General features: G+C 45.5%; 16 protein-coding genes and 1 pseudogene. 5 read left to right on the forward strand and 12 right to left on the reverse strand.

The window, feature by feature from the left end; genetic code table 11:
* The 7 genes and pseudogenes from Q0314_RS06570 to Q0314_RS06600 form a co-directional block, all read right to left on the reverse strand.
* A pseudogene (locus Q0314_RS06570) lies at window positions 1-258 on the reverse strand (RDD family protein); the annotation flags it as partial.
* Between the two features lie 722 nt (window positions 259-980).
* Window positions 981-1,592, reverse strand: coding sequence for an orotate phosphoribosyltransferase (pyrE, locus tag Q0314_RS06575; RefSeq protein ID WP_298057666.1), 612 nt, complete (start codon window positions 1,590-1,592; stop codon window positions 981-983).
* Window positions 1,593-1,877: 285 nt separating this feature from the next.
* On the reverse strand, window positions 1,878-2,435 hold the full coding sequence (gene frr, locus Q0314_RS06580) for a ribosome recycling factor (RefSeq protein WP_002947023.1): 558 nt from the start codon (window positions 2,433-2,435) through the stop codon (window positions 1,878-1,880).
* Window positions 2,425-3,387 carry a polysaccharide deacetylase family protein gene (locus Q0314_RS06585; RefSeq protein WP_298057669.1) on the reverse strand — a complete coding sequence of 321 codons (963 nt, stop codon included), beginning with the start codon at window positions 3,385-3,387 and terminating at the stop codon, window positions 2,425-2,427. Before Q0314_RS06585 ends, frr begins: the two co-directional genes overlap by 11 nt.
* A gap of 9 nt (window positions 3,388-3,396) precedes the next feature.
* A complete protein-coding gene (secG, locus tag Q0314_RS06590; RefSeq protein WP_298057671.1) occupies window positions 3,397-3,735 on the reverse strand; it encodes a preprotein translocase subunit SecG in 339 nt (112 codons plus the stop codon).
* Window positions 3,736-3,796: 61 nt separating this feature from the next.
* A complete protein-coding gene (locus Q0314_RS06595; RefSeq protein WP_298057673.1) occupies window positions 3,797-4,180 on the reverse strand; it encodes a thiamine-phosphate pyrophosphorylase in 384 nt (127 codons plus the stop codon).
* The gene (locus Q0314_RS06600) at window positions 4,173-4,874 is read right to left on the reverse strand and encodes a Bax inhibitor-1/YccA family protein (RefSeq protein WP_298057674.1); all 702 of its coding nucleotides are present in this window, start codon (window positions 4,872-4,874) and stop codon (window positions 4,173-4,175) included. Before Q0314_RS06600 ends, Q0314_RS06595 begins: the two co-directional genes overlap by 8 nt.
* Window positions 4,875-5,033: 159 nt before the next feature.
* On the opposite strand from Q0314_RS06600, the gene Q0314_RS06605 reads away from it, so the two are divergent.
* The 3 genes from Q0314_RS06605 to Q0314_RS06615 are packed head-to-tail and all read left to right on the forward strand — an operon-like array spanning window position 5,034 to window position 7,673.
* Window positions 5,034-5,663 (forward strand): carbonic anhydrase, encoded by a 630-nt coding sequence (locus Q0314_RS06605; protein ID WP_298057676.1) that lies wholly within the window; start codon window positions 5,034-5,036, stop codon window positions 5,661-5,663.
* Complete coding sequence (locus Q0314_RS06610; protein ID WP_298057679.1) at window positions 5,660-7,507, forward strand: mechanosensitive ion channel domain-containing protein; 1,848 nt, start codon at window positions 5,660-5,662, stop codon at window positions 7,505-7,507. Before Q0314_RS06605 ends, Q0314_RS06610 begins: the two co-directional genes overlap by 4 nt.
* Before the next feature lie 16 nt (window positions 7,508-7,523).
* A complete protein-coding gene (locus Q0314_RS06615) occupies window positions 7,524-7,673 on the forward strand; it encodes a hypothetical protein (RefSeq protein WP_009494881.1) in 150 nt (49 codons plus the stop codon).
* Between the two features lie 211 nt (window positions 7,674-7,884).
* On the opposite strand, the gene Q0314_RS06620 is transcribed toward Q0314_RS06615, so the two are convergent.
* The 5 genes from Q0314_RS06620 to Q0314_RS06640 all read right to left on the reverse strand — a co-directional run bounded on the left by Q0314_RS06620 (window position 7,885) and on the right by Q0314_RS06640 (window position 13,428).
* Entirely contained in the window at window positions 7,885-9,012 is a 1,128-nt protein-coding gene (locus Q0314_RS06620) for a hypothetical protein (protein WP_298057681.1), read from the reverse strand.
* Between the two features lie 175 nt (window positions 9,013-9,187).
* Window positions 9,188-10,453: a sensor domain-containing diguanylate cyclase gene (locus Q0314_RS06625; protein WP_298057683.1), complete on the reverse strand. Its 1,266-nt coding sequence runs from the start codon at window positions 10,451-10,453 to the stop codon at window positions 9,188-9,190.
* A 134-nt stretch (window positions 10,454-10,587) separates the two neighbouring features.
* On the reverse strand, window positions 10,588-11,871 hold the full coding sequence (locus Q0314_RS06630; protein WP_298057685.1) for a TRAP transporter large permease subunit: 1,284 nt from the start codon (window positions 11,869-11,871) through the stop codon (window positions 10,588-10,590).
* Window positions 11,872-11,880: 9 nt separating this feature from the next.
* Window positions 11,881-12,423, reverse strand: a complete 543-nt coding sequence (locus Q0314_RS06635) for a TRAP transporter small permease (RefSeq protein ID WP_298057686.1) — start codon at window positions 12,421-12,423, stop codon at window positions 11,881-11,883.
* A 6-nt stretch (window positions 12,424-12,429) separates the two neighbouring features.
* Window positions 12,430-13,428 (reverse strand): DctP family TRAP transporter solute-binding subunit, encoded by a 999-nt coding sequence (locus tag Q0314_RS06640; RefSeq protein ID WP_298057688.1) that lies wholly within the window; start codon window positions 13,426-13,428, stop codon window positions 12,430-12,432.
* Window positions 13,429-13,784: 356 nt separating this feature from the next.
* Here Q0314_RS06640 and sodB point away from each other — a divergent pair, with 356 nt between their 5' ends.
* Window positions 13,785-14,435: a superoxide dismutase [Fe] gene (gene sodB, locus Q0314_RS06645; RefSeq protein WP_298057689.1), complete on the forward strand. Its 651-nt coding sequence runs from the start codon at window positions 13,785-13,787 to the stop codon at window positions 14,433-14,435.
* A 188-nt stretch (window positions 14,436-14,623) separates the two neighbouring features.
* Window positions 14,624-14,941, forward strand: a 318-nt coding sequence (locus Q0314_RS06650) for a hypothetical protein (protein WP_298057691.1), incomplete at its 3' end; no start/stop codon positions are given.

Raw genomic sequence — 14,941 nt, forward strand, 5'->3', positions numbered from 1 at the left:
GCGTAGGTCGATGAGGTAGATATTTTGCGAACGGTAGCCGGGCGTCTGGGCTTTGATCGCAAAAAAGGCGCAGCAGATGAGAGCGACTGCGAGATTTGCCCCGAATATCGCGGTTTGGTTGTGTAAAAAGTCGTCTTTGCCGCCTAAAAAAACATAGGTTGTGAGGTAGTATATCGGCATGCCGATCAAAAAAAGATCGGTGATAAAGGCCTTTACTCGCGCGCCGATGGTGGCTAGCTGCGCTTTTTGTTTTGCCAAATTCACTCCTTTTGTTTTTATTTTTGGGTGCGTGTTTTGAGTTTTTGAGTGCGAAATTTGCTCGCTAGCACCCAAATTTATGCGCATCTACTTTGTCGTGGCGATTTACGACCTGCTTTTACGCGTTCTCGTTTAGGTTGCGGTAAATTTACGGCTCATTTCCTCGCGTCCGCCGCTTGCACCGTCTTATCCAGCCGATCTTGCTCGGCTCATAAACGGAGCTTTGTTTGTCGCCTGATTATGTATTTTTTAGGCGTGGCGCAATCTTTATGGGTTCCGCCTCGTTCGTCTGTTTTTGGTTGCGCGCCTGTTCGCGATGATCGATAGTTTTCGTCTCGCATGTTTTTGCTAGGTCTGCTTGCGATTGATTTATCACCCGCTCCGCATCGTTGTCAAGCCGTAAATTGCCAAAACTATGCGCCGCTTTTAAAAAAATAAATTTTAGGACGCTCTTTTGCGGGCGTAAATTTACTCAAACCCAAATTTGACGGTCGCCGTCAATTGCACAAAACGGCAACGTAAATTTAATACCGCCTCGATCGAGACTTGCAAAAAAATGCAACGACGGGCTTCATTTATCGTCAAATTTATCGCTCAAAATATCGCGGAATGCAGCATGACCGAGTCAAATTTGATTTGCGATCGGTTTGTATTCATTGACGCTTGCAAAATACATCTAAATTTGCGGGGCTAAATCAAACATAACCGCGAAATTTGAAAATTTAGTTGCCTCTACTGCCGGGCTTTATCGCCTTGCTTCCGTCAGCGCAGAGCGGACAGTTTGCGGGCTCGTAAATCTCAAACTCGAAGTTGCCCAGCGCGAAAAACGGCTTGTCGGCGGGCAGTTTGGCGCCGGGTTTTGCGATGCTGCCGGCTAAATTTGCAACCTTGCAAAATCCGCGATTAGCAAGCGCGGCAAACGCCACGACCTTGCCGCCTAGGCCTTCTATCACGCGCGCGGCCTCCATCGCCGAGCCGCCCGTAGTGATGATGTCCTCGCAAACGATAAATCGTTCGCCTTCTCTCACCTCAAAGCCGCGTCGTAGGCTCATCACGCGCTCGACCCTCTCGGTAAAGATAAAGCGTTTTTTTGCCGCGCGAGCTAGCTCGTAGCCCGCCAAAATGCCGCCTAGAGCGGGCGAACAGACGCTGTCAAACTCTATACCAGATTTTTCGATGACTGCGACCAGCTCGCTTGCTAGCTTGCCCGCTAGCTGCGGATCTTCGAGCACTTTGGCGCTTTGAAGGTAAAACTGCGAGTGGTTGCCGCTACTAAGCAAAAAATGCCCCTGCAAATACGCGCCCGCGTCCTTGTAAATTTTCGCTAAATCCATCGTTTTTCCTTTGTAAAATTTGAATGAATTCTACCCTAAGCGCGCTTAAGCTACTATTTTTTGAGCTTTTGGCGGCTTGCGATTTTGCGTTATTATAAAAGTACACCAAGTCAAAAGCGGCTAGAATTTTAAATTTGGATAAAATCAATAAATGTATTTTGTAGCGGTAGTAAGGGCGGACTAAATTTGACTTAAAATGATCATAGCGGTTAAAATTTACACTAAAAAGCGCAAAATAGCTGGAGAATTTTGCGGCTCGCCAAATTTAATGAGCCGCATATAAATTTAAACTTTTAAAAGCTCGTTCTCTTTTTCTTTTACAAGCGAGTCGATCTTTGACGTGTAGCTGTCGGTGATCTTTTGGACTTCGTCTTGCCCTTTTTTGCTCTCGTCCTCGGTGATTGTTTTATCTTTTTCTAGCTTTTTTACCTCGTCGTTAGCGTCTTTTCTGATGTTTCTGATGCTAACTTTCGCCTTTTCGCCAAATGCTTTGGCGTGCTTGGCGTTTTCTTGGCGTTGCTCGACCGTCATCGGAGGGAAAAATAGCTTCACGCTCTCGCCGTCGTTGTTCGGATTTACGCCGATATTTGCCGCAGAGATCGCTGCGGTGATGGTTTTTAGCATCGGTTTTTCCCACGGCGTAATGCTTATAGTGCTAGCATCGCTCGTTAGCACGGTGGCGACTTGGTTTAGCGGGGTCTGGCTACCGTAATAATCCACGTAAATATTATCGACTATGCTTATATTTACCTTGCCCGTGCGAAGCGTGGTAAAGTCGCGTTTTAGGCCCTCGATGCATTTGTCGCTATGCTCTTTTTGTTTTTTGTAAATTTCATTCAGCATTTATATCCTTTACTAAAATTTTGGTCGTCGTTTTTCCGTTTACTTTGAGGCTCATTCTCACTTTATAGCGGTCGATCGGCTTGTTAAATTTAAGCGTCATCTGTCCGTTTTCAAGCTTTACTTTTTTTGTTTTTTGTCCCGTCATTGAGAAGTAGCCGTGCGTCGCGTTCTCATCGGTTTTGATGATAAGTTCGCTAATCTTATTATCTTTCGGATAGTCTTGCGGAAGTATCCATTCGGCTTTTAGAAATTTACTAGCAAGCGCGGACGGCAGGTGTGTGCCGTTCATCGCAGGGATCCTATCTAGTTCGTGCAGATCGCTGTTCGCCGCGACTGCACCCGAGTTTTGGCTTAGTATCACTTCGATGCCGTGCTCTATCGCGACGTCACGCACCCTATCGTTATATTCGCCGAAAGGATATGCAAAATATCGCGGTTTGTAGCCCATATTTTTTTCGAATTTACCTATGCCGTCCTCAAAGTCGTTTTTTAATTTTTCCTCGTTAAGACCGACCATGTGTAAGTGACCGTAGGAGTGATAGCCGACTTCGCCGTATTTTTCGATCTCTTTGATCTGCTCGAAGGTCATAAAGTCGCCGTATTTTCGCGCGGTGGCCTCGACGTAGATCATCAGCGCAAACGGATATCCGTACTCTAAAAATATCGGCAAGCCTTTTTCATAAAAGCTCTTGTAGCCGTCGTCTACGGTTAAAACGACCCAGTTATCAGACACCGGCTCGCCGTTTTTGATCGCGTCGACGAGCTTTGAAAGTGGGATGACCTCGTAGCCTTTTTCTTTAAAATACTCAAACTGTTCGCGTAAATTTTTGCTAGAAATGTTGGTGCTAGGGTGCCTGTCGTCGTCAAATCTGTGATAGTTAAAGATATGCGCGTCTGCGAGCGCAAGCTGCGCCGCTGCAAAAAATGCGAGCACGGAAACTAATTTTTTCATTGACGCTCCTTATTTTTTCTCGCTTACAGGAGCCGTAGGAGCGCTAGGAGCTTGCGGAACGACTGCTTCTGGAGCTGCAGGTAGCGATGAAGTATCGACGCTATCTATTAGAGATTTGCTGCTTTGCGTGTTGTAAACGTAGCTTAGCGCTAGGGTGTTTAGGATAAATAAAACGCCCACAACGAAAGTAAATTTAGCCAAAAATCCGGCCGGTCCTTTTGCGCCAAATAGGCTTTCGTTACTGCCGCTATACGCGCCTAGTCCGATAGAGGAGCTTTTCTGAAGCAAAACGGCGATCGTCAAAACTACCGCGAAAATAAACTGCAATACTAAAAAAAGCGAATCCATAAAAATCCTTTTAAATTTTCAAAATTAGTCGCGATTATACTAAAAAAGTTTTGAATTTGGGTTAAATTTCTTTTTCTATCTCATAAAGTTCGTAGCGCACGGTTTTAAAAATCTCGGAAATTTTAACGTCGATGAGCTTAAAACACTCCTCTAAAACCCTTGCGCTTTCTTGCGCGCGTTTGATGTTGGCGGTTTGCAAATCGTCCAAATTTAGGCGAATTTGCTCATCTTTTAGGCTTGGTTTTAGCACGTCGTTTGCGGCGTCGCGAAATTGTAAGAATTCTTTTTGCGGGATTTTTGCTTTGTGGCGGAGGTTTTTGATTTTTTTAGCGAGGGCTAGGTCGTCAAAGCCGTAACGTCTGACGTCCTCGACGACTCTAAGCCCTTCTTTTAAGCGGTTTAAATTTGCGTCTATTACGCGGTAGAGCCGCTCCTCGTTAGTCATCGCTATTAAAAAATCCTAAAATTCTAAGCAATGAAACGAATAAATTTAAGAAATCAAGGTAAAGATCAACTGCGCCCTCGATCGGAGTTTCGTAGTTGCCGCGGATGATATTTTGCGTATCGTAAAGGATGTACGCGCTAAATAAAACCGCGCCCACGCTAGCAATCGCAAGCTGTAAAACCGGGCTGTGGAAAAATATATTTATGATCGCAGCCACGAGTAAAACGATAAGCGTGATGAAAAGCATCTTGCCCCACGTCGTAAAGTCGCGTTTGGTGTTCATCGCAAATACGCTAAGTCCGCCAAATGCTACCGTCGTAAGCGTAAAGGCCTGAGCCACTATCGCTGCGCCTCCGGGCATCGCAAAAGTACGTCCCAAAATAGGCGTAAGCGTAAGTCCGCTAACGAAAGTAAAGGCAAAAAGCAGGATCAAATTTAAGCCCGCTTTGCGTTTAGCAAACATTAAACCGACCAAAAGTCCTAGCTCAAGTATCACAAATAGCCAGTAGTTGCCCGCTACCGTAGCTCCTAGCGAGCTAAAGAGCCCGACATAGGCTCCGACGCTGGCGGCTAAAAGCGAAGCCGCGAAAAGCTGATAGGTTTGCTTGATAAACGTGCTAAGCGCGCTTTGCGAATATTCGCTCGCAACCTCGTGCTCGCTTGAGCTTGCATAATTTCTGTCATATAAACTCATGTTCTCTCCTTTTTAAATTTTGACGCAAATTTAGCCAAAAATAGGTAAATAAAATATAAAAAATCGCTGAATTTGACGCACGAAATGCAATTTAAAATTTTTTGACGAAGTTTGAAACGTTTTTGATATAATATTTTAAAAAATTATCAGGAAAATATAATGCAAGAAATTTTAGACGGCGCGGTCAAATTTATGGAAGAAGATTTTTTAGAGCACAAGGAGCTTTTTGAAAGCCTAGGCGAGAAACAGACGCCGCATACTCTTTTTGTCGGCTGTATCGACTCGCGCGTCGTGCCTAGCCTCATAACAAACACGGTTCCTGGCGACCTCGTCGTCGTGCGAAATATCGCAAATATCGTGCCTCCGTACCGCAAAAGCGAGGAGTTTTTGGCTACGACGTCGGCGATCGAGTACGCCTTGCAAACGCTAAACGTGCAAAACGTCATCATCTGCGGGCACAGCAACTGCGGCGGCTGCGCGGCTTTATGGATGGATGAGGCTAAATTTAGCAAAACGCCAAACGTAAAGCGATGGTTAGATTTGCTGGAGCCCGTAAAAAAGCGCGTGCAAAAGCTTTTCGGCGACAATATCGCAAAAAGAGAGTGGCTAACCGAGCGCTTAAGCCTCGTAAATTCGTTTGAAAATTTACTGAGCTACCCCGACGTCAAGGCTAAATTTAAAGACGAGGAGCTAAAAATTTACGCCTGGCACTACATAATAGAAACGGGCGAAATCTACAACTACAACTTCGTAACAAAGAGCTTTAAACTGCTAGGAGTCGAGAAATGAGAAAAATTTTAGCCGCCGTTTTTGCACTGTGCTTTGGCTTAAATTTACTAGCAAATACCAAAATCGACGACCTAAACGCCACGGATATCCTAAGTGTCGTAAATCAAATAAACGAAGCAAACGCGCAGATCGCCGTTATCAAGGCTCAGTCGGCCGAAAACAACGAAACCGCCGACAAAAACGTGCTTTTTAGAACGGTCTTAGAGAAAAAAGAAAAACTGATCGAGCAGATCCCCTATCTCGTCATGCAAATCGAAATCGACGAGGAGCAGGTACAAAATTTCAAACAAGAGATGCAAGAGTTAGAGACGAAAACCAAAAAGCTAAAAAACTCTAGCAATCAAAATTTATACGTCAAAAATATGCTCGAGCTCGAGCGTATGCGGCTTGACGAGCTGTTTTACTCCTCGCTTTTAAATTTGGAAAATATCTTTAAGGAGGGCGGCAAAGCCGTAAACGTCAAACTTGCCGTCGAGAAGACGCTGCTTAGCTTTCAGACGGAGTTTTACGCACAGTTTAAGGCTTTTAAAGACTCGCTAAGCGAAGAAGTAGCCTTGGCACATAAAGGCGAATTAGACGCGCTAGAAGCACACAAAAAGACGCTGGAAGAGATACTCTACTATCTGCGCGATAACGCCGAGCTGCTCACGTCAAACTACATCATCTCCGAGCTAAATTTAAAAACCGCGATAGATTTTATCAACGAAAAGGCCTCGTTTACGAGCAAATTTAACGTCGGCAAGGCCGCGATCATATTCGTCGTATTTTTGTTTTTCGTATCGTTTACGACGCTGCTTAGCAGGCTCACACTGTGGGCGCTAATGAAATTTTTCGTCAAGCACGACTCAGACAGGCAGACCAAAGGGCGCATCGTAGAGATCATCAAGCGTCCGATGCTACTTACCCTCATCGCTTACGCAATAGATATTTGCGTCTCGATCGCGTATTATCCCGCTCCGATGCCGATAAAATTTGCAAATTTCCTAGCGATCACTTTCGTTATCGCCGTCACGTGGCTCATACTTAGCGTACTAAACGGCTACGGCATGGTGCTCATCAACGAACTCACCAAAAAAAGCGGGCGCAAAGAGGTGATAAATTTGATCCTAAAGATCATCTATTTCATCATCTTCGTTATCGCGCTACTTATCGTGCTTAGCAAGCTGGGCTTTAACGTCAGCGCCATCATCGCCTCTCTTGGTATCGGCGGCCTTGCGGTGGCTCTTGCGACCAAGGATATTTTGGCGAATTTCTTTGCTTCCGTCATGCTGCTCTTTGATAACTCGTTTTCTCAGGGCGACTGGATCGTGTGCGGCGACATCGAGGGAACGGTCGTGGAGATCGGGCTTAGAAAAACGACCGTGCGAACCTTTGACAACGCCCTTATCTTCGTGCCAAACTCCAAGCTAGCTAGCGATCCGATCCGAAACTGGAGTAGGCGAAAGATGGGACGACGCATCAGGATGCTAATCGGATTAGAATACAGCGCCACGACCGAGCAGATCAAAAAATGCGTCGATGAGATCAAGCAGATGCTAATCGACCACCCAGACATCGCAAAGGGCGACGATATGGGCTCTAAAAAGGCTAGCCGATACGACCGCGGTATCGTCTCGATCGACGATTTGGCCGGCTATAAGTCAAATTTATTCGTCGTCGTGGACGAGTTTGCCGATAGCTCGATAAATATCCTCGTGTACTGCTTTTCAAAGACGATAGTTTGGGGCGAGTTTTTGGCCGTCAAAGAGGACGTGATGCTAAAAATAATGAATATCGTAGAGGCCAACGGGCTTGGATTTGCCTTCCCTAGCCAGAGCCTATACGTCGAAGAAGTGAAAAAATAATTTTAAAGGAGAGAAAATGAGCGAAGAATTTGACTACGAAGAGGAAGATTTGGAGGAGGAATACTCCGAATTTGACGACGAGAGATCCGAAAGATACAGCTACAACTACGACGAGAACGACTACGAATACGGCGACGAAGACGAAGAGGACAGCTACGAGATGTGATTTGCGCTCAAATTTGTCCTAGTCTGGCAAAATTTGCCGGCGGGCCGAATTTGGAGCGTTTAAATTTGAGTTTTAGTCAAATTTGAACTAAATCTTGAGGTAAGACGAGACGGCTGTTTTTGCGTAGGCTCAGTTAAATTTAAACAGGCTTTGCGCCGATATACAAATTCATCCTGCTTTTGATGATTTTTGGCGGTTGTTGCCTTCAAATTTAGACATTTATATCTAGCTTTCGGATTTTATTTAGAGCTTCTAAAAGCTTGGTTACGTCCGTTCCTTTTTCTTGTTCGGCCTTGATAAATTTCTCGAAAAACTCACGCTTTATATCCTTATAAATATAGGTTTGGCTTTTACTAGTAGCGTGGATAGGTTTAAATTTCTTTTCTTTTGCGGCGTCTGCTTGCACTTCTTCTTTGGCCGTTTTATCAAAGTCGCTCTTTTTTAGCGCGATTTTTTGCAGCGCTTCGCCGATACTTTCACCGTTTTTAAATACGTCTTTTAGAAATTTAAAAAACTCTTTTTTGCTCGCTTCGTCTGCGTAGCTCACGCGATCTTCTATATCTTGTCCCAGAAGCGTAATGCGCTCTTTTGCGGGCGTTTGGTCGAAATTTAGCGTGCCGTTTTCGAGCGAAATCTTGACGTTTGCGTATTCGCCTAGGATTTTATTTGCCGCGTACTCGAGCCATTTATCTTTAAACTCCTCCTCGCTCATATCTGAATCCAGCAGCTTTGAGGCCTTAGCGTCCATTATCAGGCCGCTGCCGCTACGCATGCCAAGCCCCAGGCCAAATCCGCCCAGATCCACGTTAAATTTACTCAAAAACTTATCCACGCTAAAGACGTCCTGCCTAAATATATCGGATGGATCGCCCGCGTGCGCGATCAGAGCTCGCGTGCTATCTACGAAGCTTTTTAGCTCGGCGGCTTTTTCTTTATCGGTACTCGGATCAAGCCCGTTCATCTTACCCCAGATGCTGATTTTATCGTCTCTCGTGTAGCCGCTTAGAGAAAATATCCTCCTTGCAAATACCGGTTCGTCAGGCTTTAGTCCGAGCTCCTTACGCCAATCATCCACAACCTTTTCAAACCCCATTTTTACGCCCAGCCACATGCTTAAATTTTTACCCGTTAGCTTCTCAGGACCAACCTTATCCGCCCAAATTTTTAGTTGGTCGTAGTCTAATTCGCTTGGATTTACCGTATCGTAATTAATCTGTGCCGTCAAATTTGACATCAAATTCGCCACTTCTTTTTCCTCGCGCGCTTTTAAATTTTGCCCACGAGCGCCGCTAAAATCGAAATTTGCATTTGCGTTAAATCCGTTTACGCCGCCTATCATCTAAAATCCTTTTAAAATTTGGCTTTTTAACGATATCGGCAAAATTTGAGGAAAATTTAGAGTAAAAGATAAGAAGTGGTATCAAATTTACGGTCGGCCGTCAAGGCGCATAGATGCTGACGAGTCGCCGTAAATTCGTGCCGCATCGCTACCGACCGGCAAACGCTAGCAAAATTTATTTTTGCTCAAAGTCTTCCCAGGGATTTATGCAGTAGGTACCGCGGCCCGCGTGTTTAGCCCTATAAAGAGCATCGTCGGCGCGCTGAAGCAGCAGGTCAAACGAGCCGTGTCCGATCTGGCCTTCTGCGATACCCGCGCTCACGGATAGTCCGCCAAATAGCGGATTTTCTTGACAAATTTTAAAAAATCGGTCGATCAAAATTTGCACGCGAGGCGCTATGCTTTGCATATTCGCGCCGTCGGTAAATATCGAGATAAACTCGTCCCCGCCTATGCGTACGTTCATAGCATCGTTAAAAATCTCTTTTATCAGCTCCGCGATCGCGACCAGGGCTTTGTCACCCGCCTGATGTCCGTGCTCGTCGTTTACCTGTTTGAAGCGATCCAGATCCATATAAAGTATGCTCATATGCGTGGTTTTTAGCTTGCCTAAAAATGCGTCTAGCTGGTTGCGGTTAGCTAGTCCCGTGAGCTGGTCGTAGTGGGCTAGATGTTCGATATTTTGCAGATACTCGTACTCTTTCGTTACGTCGCGAGCGATACCGACAGTGCCGATGATCGTCTCGCCGTCAAATATCGGCGTTTTATACGTTTTTAGCTTGCTTAGTTTGCCGTCGGCCCGCATAACCTCCTCGTCAAAAAGGCAGGTCTTACGCGCGGCTACGACGTCGTCCTCGGTCTGGACGCAGACGTAGTCCGTTTGCTCGTAGACCTCTTTTGGGATATCCCAGATATAGTAGTGATCTTTGCCCCGCACGAGCTCTTTTGGCTTATTTACGACCTCGCAAAACTCGTCGTTTACCTCTAGATGTAGTCCGCCCATATCCTTAAACCATATCATATCGGGAGACGAGTTTATCAGCGTTTGTAGCCAAGTTTTTTGCAGCCATGCTTCTTTTCGCTCGGCGATCAAATTTAGCGCTTTTTCAAAGTAAAAATCGTCTAAATTCGCGCTTTCAAGCCAAATTTCGTCGGCGGCCTCTTTTTGCTCGCCGGTTACCTTGTCCGCATCTCTCGCGTAAATCGCCAAAAAGCCGTTTTCGCCGATACGGTTTTTTAGCTCGGATAAATCCAGTCCGCAACTCTCGCTTGCGATGATGAGATATTGATTTTCGTCGGGTATGGGCGCAGGGACGTCCGCTGGGCTTTTTATAGTGCTAAATTCGTGTGTAAAGCGCGGTTTTGGCTGGATTTTTTCTAAAATTTCAAGCTTGTTTTTTAAATCCTCGCTTAAGCAAATATGCAGTTTGACGCTATACATAATCTCCCCTTTTTTATTTGCAAAAATTATACGACACTTTGGCTTTATTTGGGCTTTTGAGGCAAATTTAGCGCGGCAGGAATTTAAGGCGAGCAAGGCTTTAGCTAAGCCTGCTCGCAAAATTTAAAAGTCGGTTAGTTTTTGTACATAAGATTAGGCAACCAAAGCGAAATCTCCGGGATATACGTCACTAAAATAAGCCCGATAAATAGCGTCAAAGTCCACGGCAAGCACGCGACGATGACGTCTTTTAGATTCATGCCCGTTAGGCCGCTAGCGACGAATAAATTTAACCCGACCGGCGGCGTGATCATGCCGATTTCCATATTCACGATTAGCAGGATACCAAAGTGCACCGGATCCACGCCTAGCGCGGTTGCGATCGGTAGCAGTAGCGGCACCATGATCATAACGACCGATGAAGGCTCCATAAACTGTCCCATGATGAAAAGCAGGATGTTTACGATGATTAAAAAGCCGATCTTGCCGATATTTGCGGCTAGGATGCTATCTGCTATCGTTTGCGGGATGTTTTCGCTAGTTAGCAGGTATGCGAACACGACCGCGTTTGCGATGATGAAAAATATCATCGCCGTCGTGATAGCAGACTCCAGGCAGATGTCCCACAGGTCTTTAAATTTGATATCTTTATAGACAAATAGCGAAATAATCAGCGCATATATCGCGCTCGCCGCCGCAGCCTCTGTTGGTGTGAAGATACCGCCGTAGATACCGCCGATAACGACTACTACGATTAGCAGCGCCCAAAACGCCTTGCCGAATTTTTTTACTCGCTCGCTCCAAGGCTCGGGCGTAGTAGCTTTAAATCCAAGCCTTTTTGCTCCGATATAAGTCTGCGCTATCATCATACCGCCTAGCATCAGTCCAGGCACCACGCCCGCCATAAATAGCTGCGCGATACTGACCTCGGCCGTCACGCCGTAAACGATCATAACGACGGAAGGCGGGATGAGGATGCCTAGTGAGCCCGCGGTCGTGATGCCGCCCACGGCGTATTCTTTCGGATAGCCTGCTTCTTTGATAGCGACAAACATGATAGATCCTATCGCTACGACCGTAGCGGGCGAGCTGCCAGAAACCGCGGCAAATATAACGCACGCAAATATCGCGCTCATCGGCAGGCCGCCCGGTAGATGTCCGACCATGGATTTAGCAAAATCTATAATGCGTCTAGCAGAGCCGCCCTTGCTCAGTAAATTTCCGGCTAAGATAAACATCGGGATCGCCATAAGGGCAAATTTATTGATACCGTCAAAGATAAGCTGAGGCATCGCCGCGATGTCAAGATCGGTAAAAAGCAGCATTGTTAAAACCGTACTAGCTCCAAGCGAAACGGCGACGGGAACGCCTATAAGCATGAGACCAAACAGCGAGATAAATAAAAATGCGATGGTCATAGGCTCTCCTTAGCTTTTCTTGACCGAGTCGTGTATCATCTCGGCTTCGTTATTTACGATGACCTTATCGGCCGGCGTCATAGCGATCTGGAAAATTTTCTCTCCGGCGCGGTAGCTAGCTCCTAAAAAAGCGATCGGAAGCACCAGCATAGGTATCCACTGCGGCACGCCTAGATCCACGCTCATGAAATCAAGCTCGATCATCACCTGCAGATACTGCACGCTATAAACTACGATAAACATCAAAAATGCCGTCGTTAGTATATTTGCAAAGATGAGATAGGCCTTTGCGACGATGGGCGGAAATCTCTCGATCAAAATCGTAACCGAGATATGTATGCCCTTTCTAAAGCCGTATGCTGCGGCAAAAAATGCCGACCAGATAAAAAGGTAGTTAGTTAGCTCGCCGGCCCACGACCAGCCCGTGTTAAAGCAGTAGCGCATAACGACGTTAATGAATGCTAGCAGCGTGCCTGCAGCGATGCCTAGCACCGCTACGGTTTTGTTTACCGAGGCGATGCCGACATCTAAAATCTCAAAAAATTTACCCATAAAATCCTACTTCGTATTTATCGTTTTTTCTATCAAATCTTGACCGATCACGTTGTAGAAGTTCGGATAAATCGGCTTCATAGCCTCTGCCCATTTGCCCTTTTGATCGGCATTTAGCTCGATTATCTCAAGCTTTTTACTTTCGCCGGCAAATTTTTTAAGCTCGCTTAAAATATGCTCTTCTTCTTTAGCCGTCTCTTCGCGCTCGTAAGCCGTAGCCTCTTTTAGAGCTTGCGTTACGTGAGCCTTCATATCATCAGGCAAGCCTTTCCAAAATTTCTCGCTCATAACGACTAAATATCCCAAATATCCGTGGCCTGATAGCGTTAAAGAGCTTTGCGCCTCGTAAAATTTGGAGTTATAGAAATTTGAAAGCGGGTTTTCGGTCGCATCGACTACGCCTTGTTGAAGGGCCGGATAAACCTCTGAAAACGGCAATACTTGCGGGTTGCCGCCGACTACTTTGATCTGCTCTTCAAGCACTTTTGAGCTTTGGATACGGAATTTTTGTCCCTTAGCGTCCGCAGGCTCTACGATAGGCTTTTTGCTTGAGCTAAAGTGCTTAAATCCCGCGTCCCAAAAATCAAGCGCGATGAAGCCTTTTTTAGCGATCATATCTTTTAGAGCTTGTCCGACTTCGCCGTCTTGAACAGCGTAAAGATGGGCGTTATCTCTAAAGATAAACGGCAGGTCAAATAGCTGAAACTGCGGTACTATCGGCGTAAATTTAGAAAAACTAGGCGCGGCCATCTGTACGTTACCCAGCTTTAGCGCGGCAAAAACCCTATCGTCGTCCATCAGCGATGCGGCAGGATATACCTCGACCTTGATCGCTCCGCCGCTAAGCTCGCCGACGCGTTTGGCAAAAAAGTCCGCAGCCTTGCCTTTTGGCGTAGAGGCGGCCACGACGTGGGCGAATTTGATCGTGTATGTTTTGCCTGCGGCAAACGCGCTGCCAGCAAGCGCGCAAGAAAGAAGCAGTGCGGAAAGTAACTTAATTTTCATCTGTGATCCTTTTTAAAAGATTAGCTAATTCAGCTAGGTGCAATTATAATTCATAAAAAAGCGGCTGCGTGAAAATGTTTCGACTTTTTGCAATAAATTTCAAATTTATGTGTAAATATGTAACACTATCTCAAATTTGACCGTCAAATTTGAGAGCACGCCAAAGTAAAATATAACGCTAAAAAGACTAAATGTTACGAAAATACACACTGTTTTTATCAAATTTGACCTTTTCGCACGGCGAAACGAATAAAATTTGATAAAACGGAAGCATCGGCGGGTTTGTTTGCACGTTAATAAATTAATTACTTTTTTATTGCTATAATACGGATAAATTTTATTACAAAGGAAAAATTATGTTTGAACTTAGAAAACTGCCTTTCGATCCGAAAGCAAACGCCGTCGTTAGCGAGGAAACCTGTAGCTACCACCACGGCAAACACCACCAAACCTATGTCAATAACCTAAACAATTTGATAAAAGGTACGGAGTTTGAGAGTGCTAGCCTCTTTGATATCTTGGTAAAAAGCTCCGGCGGCGTGTTTAACAACGCGGCTCAGGTTTATAACCACGACTTTTACTGGGATTGCATCGCGAAAAAAAGCCAAATGAGCGACGAGCTAAAGGCGCGCCTAGAAAAAGATATTCCAAATTTTAAAGAGGAGTTTTTAAAGGCAGCGACTACGCTTTTTGGCTCCGGCTGGGCGTGGCTAGTTTACAATCCAAAAGAAGACAAACTGCAAATCGTACAAACTAGCAACGCTCAAACTCCTGTAACTGACGGCCTTGTGCCGCTTCTAGTCGCGGACGTTTGGGAGCACGCATACTACGTAGATCACAGAAATGCGCGCCCTGTGTATTTGGAGAAGTTGTTTGAAAACATCAACTGGGATTTCGTCTCAAGCGCTTACGAATGGGCGTTAAAAGAGGGGCTAAATTCGGTTAAATTTTACATTACCGAGCTTCACGGCGGCGCGAAATCTTGCTGCAGTTGCGGCTGCCATTAATGCCAAAAATTCGCCGGTTTCGCGAGTTTTTTAAGAGTGGCGATAAATTTGCGCCGGCTTATTTTTTAAATAAGCGTAAGCCCGCGAGTAAATTTAGCCTTGAGCAACGACTCCTTCTTGGCTAAGTTTACTTTATATAAACTATTTTGAAGTAATATTCGAGTCTCATTTCACAAAAAAGGACGAAAATGAAGAAGTTTTTAGTTTCATCTTTGGCGGCTTTTGCTGCAGTTGCTATGCTTAGCGGTTGCCACGCGCACAAAAGCGAGAGCGCAAACAAAGCACAAATCACCAAATCAGAAGCTGAAGTTATTAAATTTACGGGCGTAAACGACCCGAAATACGTCGTTAGACTAAGCTCTACCGATAAATTTAACACAGCCGTGCTAGAAGACAGCAAAGGTCACAAAATCAACCTTAAAAACGCAGTCACAGCAAGCGGCGTAAGACTAGCGAACGACGATATCGGCACAGAGATAACGTTTAAACGCGGCGAAGGTATCCTA

Source organism: uncultured Campylobacter sp. (assembly GCF_938040115.1).
Lineage (GTDB): Bacteria > Campylobacterota > Campylobacteria > Campylobacterales > Campylobacteraceae > Campylobacter_A.

What these genes read in the sequence shown, in the direction of transcription:
- secG (WP_298057671.1), bottom strand. Translation starts at nt 3,735, where the DNA reads ATGGATTCGCTTTTTTTAGTATTGCAGTTTATTTTCGCGGTAGTTTTG.
- Q0314_RS06635 (WP_298057686.1), bottom strand. Translation starts at nt 12,423, where the DNA reads ATGGGTAAATTTTTTGAGATTTTAGATGTCGGCATCGCCTCGGTAAAC.
- Q0314_RS06625 (WP_298057683.1), bottom strand. Translation starts at nt 10,453, where the DNA reads ATGTATAGCGTCAAACTGCATATTTGCTTAAGCGAGGATTTAAAAAAC.
- Q0314_RS06600 (WP_298057674.1), bottom strand. Translation starts at nt 4,874, where the DNA reads ATGAGTTTATATGACAGAAATTATGCAAGCTCAAGCGAGCACGAGGTT.
- sodB (WP_298057689.1), top strand. Translation starts at nt 13,785, where the DNA reads ATGTTTGAACTTAGAAAACTGCCTTTCGATCCGAAAGCAAACGCCGTC.
- Q0314_RS06640 (WP_298057688.1), bottom strand. Translation starts at nt 13,428, where the DNA reads ATGAAAATTAAGTTACTTTCCGCACTGCTTCTTTCTTGCGCGCTTGCT.
- Q0314_RS06615 (WP_009494881.1), top strand. Translation starts at nt 7,524, where the DNA reads ATGAGCGAAGAATTTGACTACGAAGAGGAAGATTTGGAGGAGGAATAC.
- Q0314_RS06605 (WP_298057676.1), top strand. Translation starts at nt 5,034, where the DNA reads ATGCAAGAAATTTTAGACGGCGCGGTCAAATTTATGGAAGAAGATTTT.
- Q0314_RS06630 (WP_298057685.1), bottom strand. Translation starts at nt 11,871, where the DNA reads ATGACCATCGCATTTTTATTTATCTCGCTGTTTGGTCTCATGCTTATA.
- Q0314_RS06585 (WP_298057669.1), bottom strand. Translation starts at nt 3,387, where the DNA reads ATGAAAAAATTAGTTTCCGTGCTCGCATTTTTTGCAGCGGCGCAGCTT.
- pyrE (WP_298057666.1), bottom strand. Translation starts at nt 1,592, where the DNA reads ATGGATTTAGCGAAAATTTACAAGGACGCGGGCGCGTATTTGCAGGGG.
- Q0314_RS06610 (WP_298057679.1), top strand. Translation starts at nt 5,660, where the DNA reads ATGAGAAAAATTTTAGCCGCCGTTTTTGCACTGTGCTTTGGCTTAAAT.
- Q0314_RS06595 (WP_298057673.1), bottom strand. Translation starts at nt 4,180, where the DNA reads ATGACTAACGAGGAGCGGCTCTACCGCGTAATAGACGCAAATTTAAAC.
- frr (WP_002947023.1), bottom strand. Translation starts at nt 2,435, where the DNA reads ATGCTGAATGAAATTTACAAAAAACAAAAAGAGCATAGCGACAAATGC.
- Q0314_RS06620 (WP_298057681.1), bottom strand. Translation starts at nt 9,012, where the DNA reads ATGATAGGCGGCGTAAACGGATTTAACGCAAATGCAAATTTCGATTTT.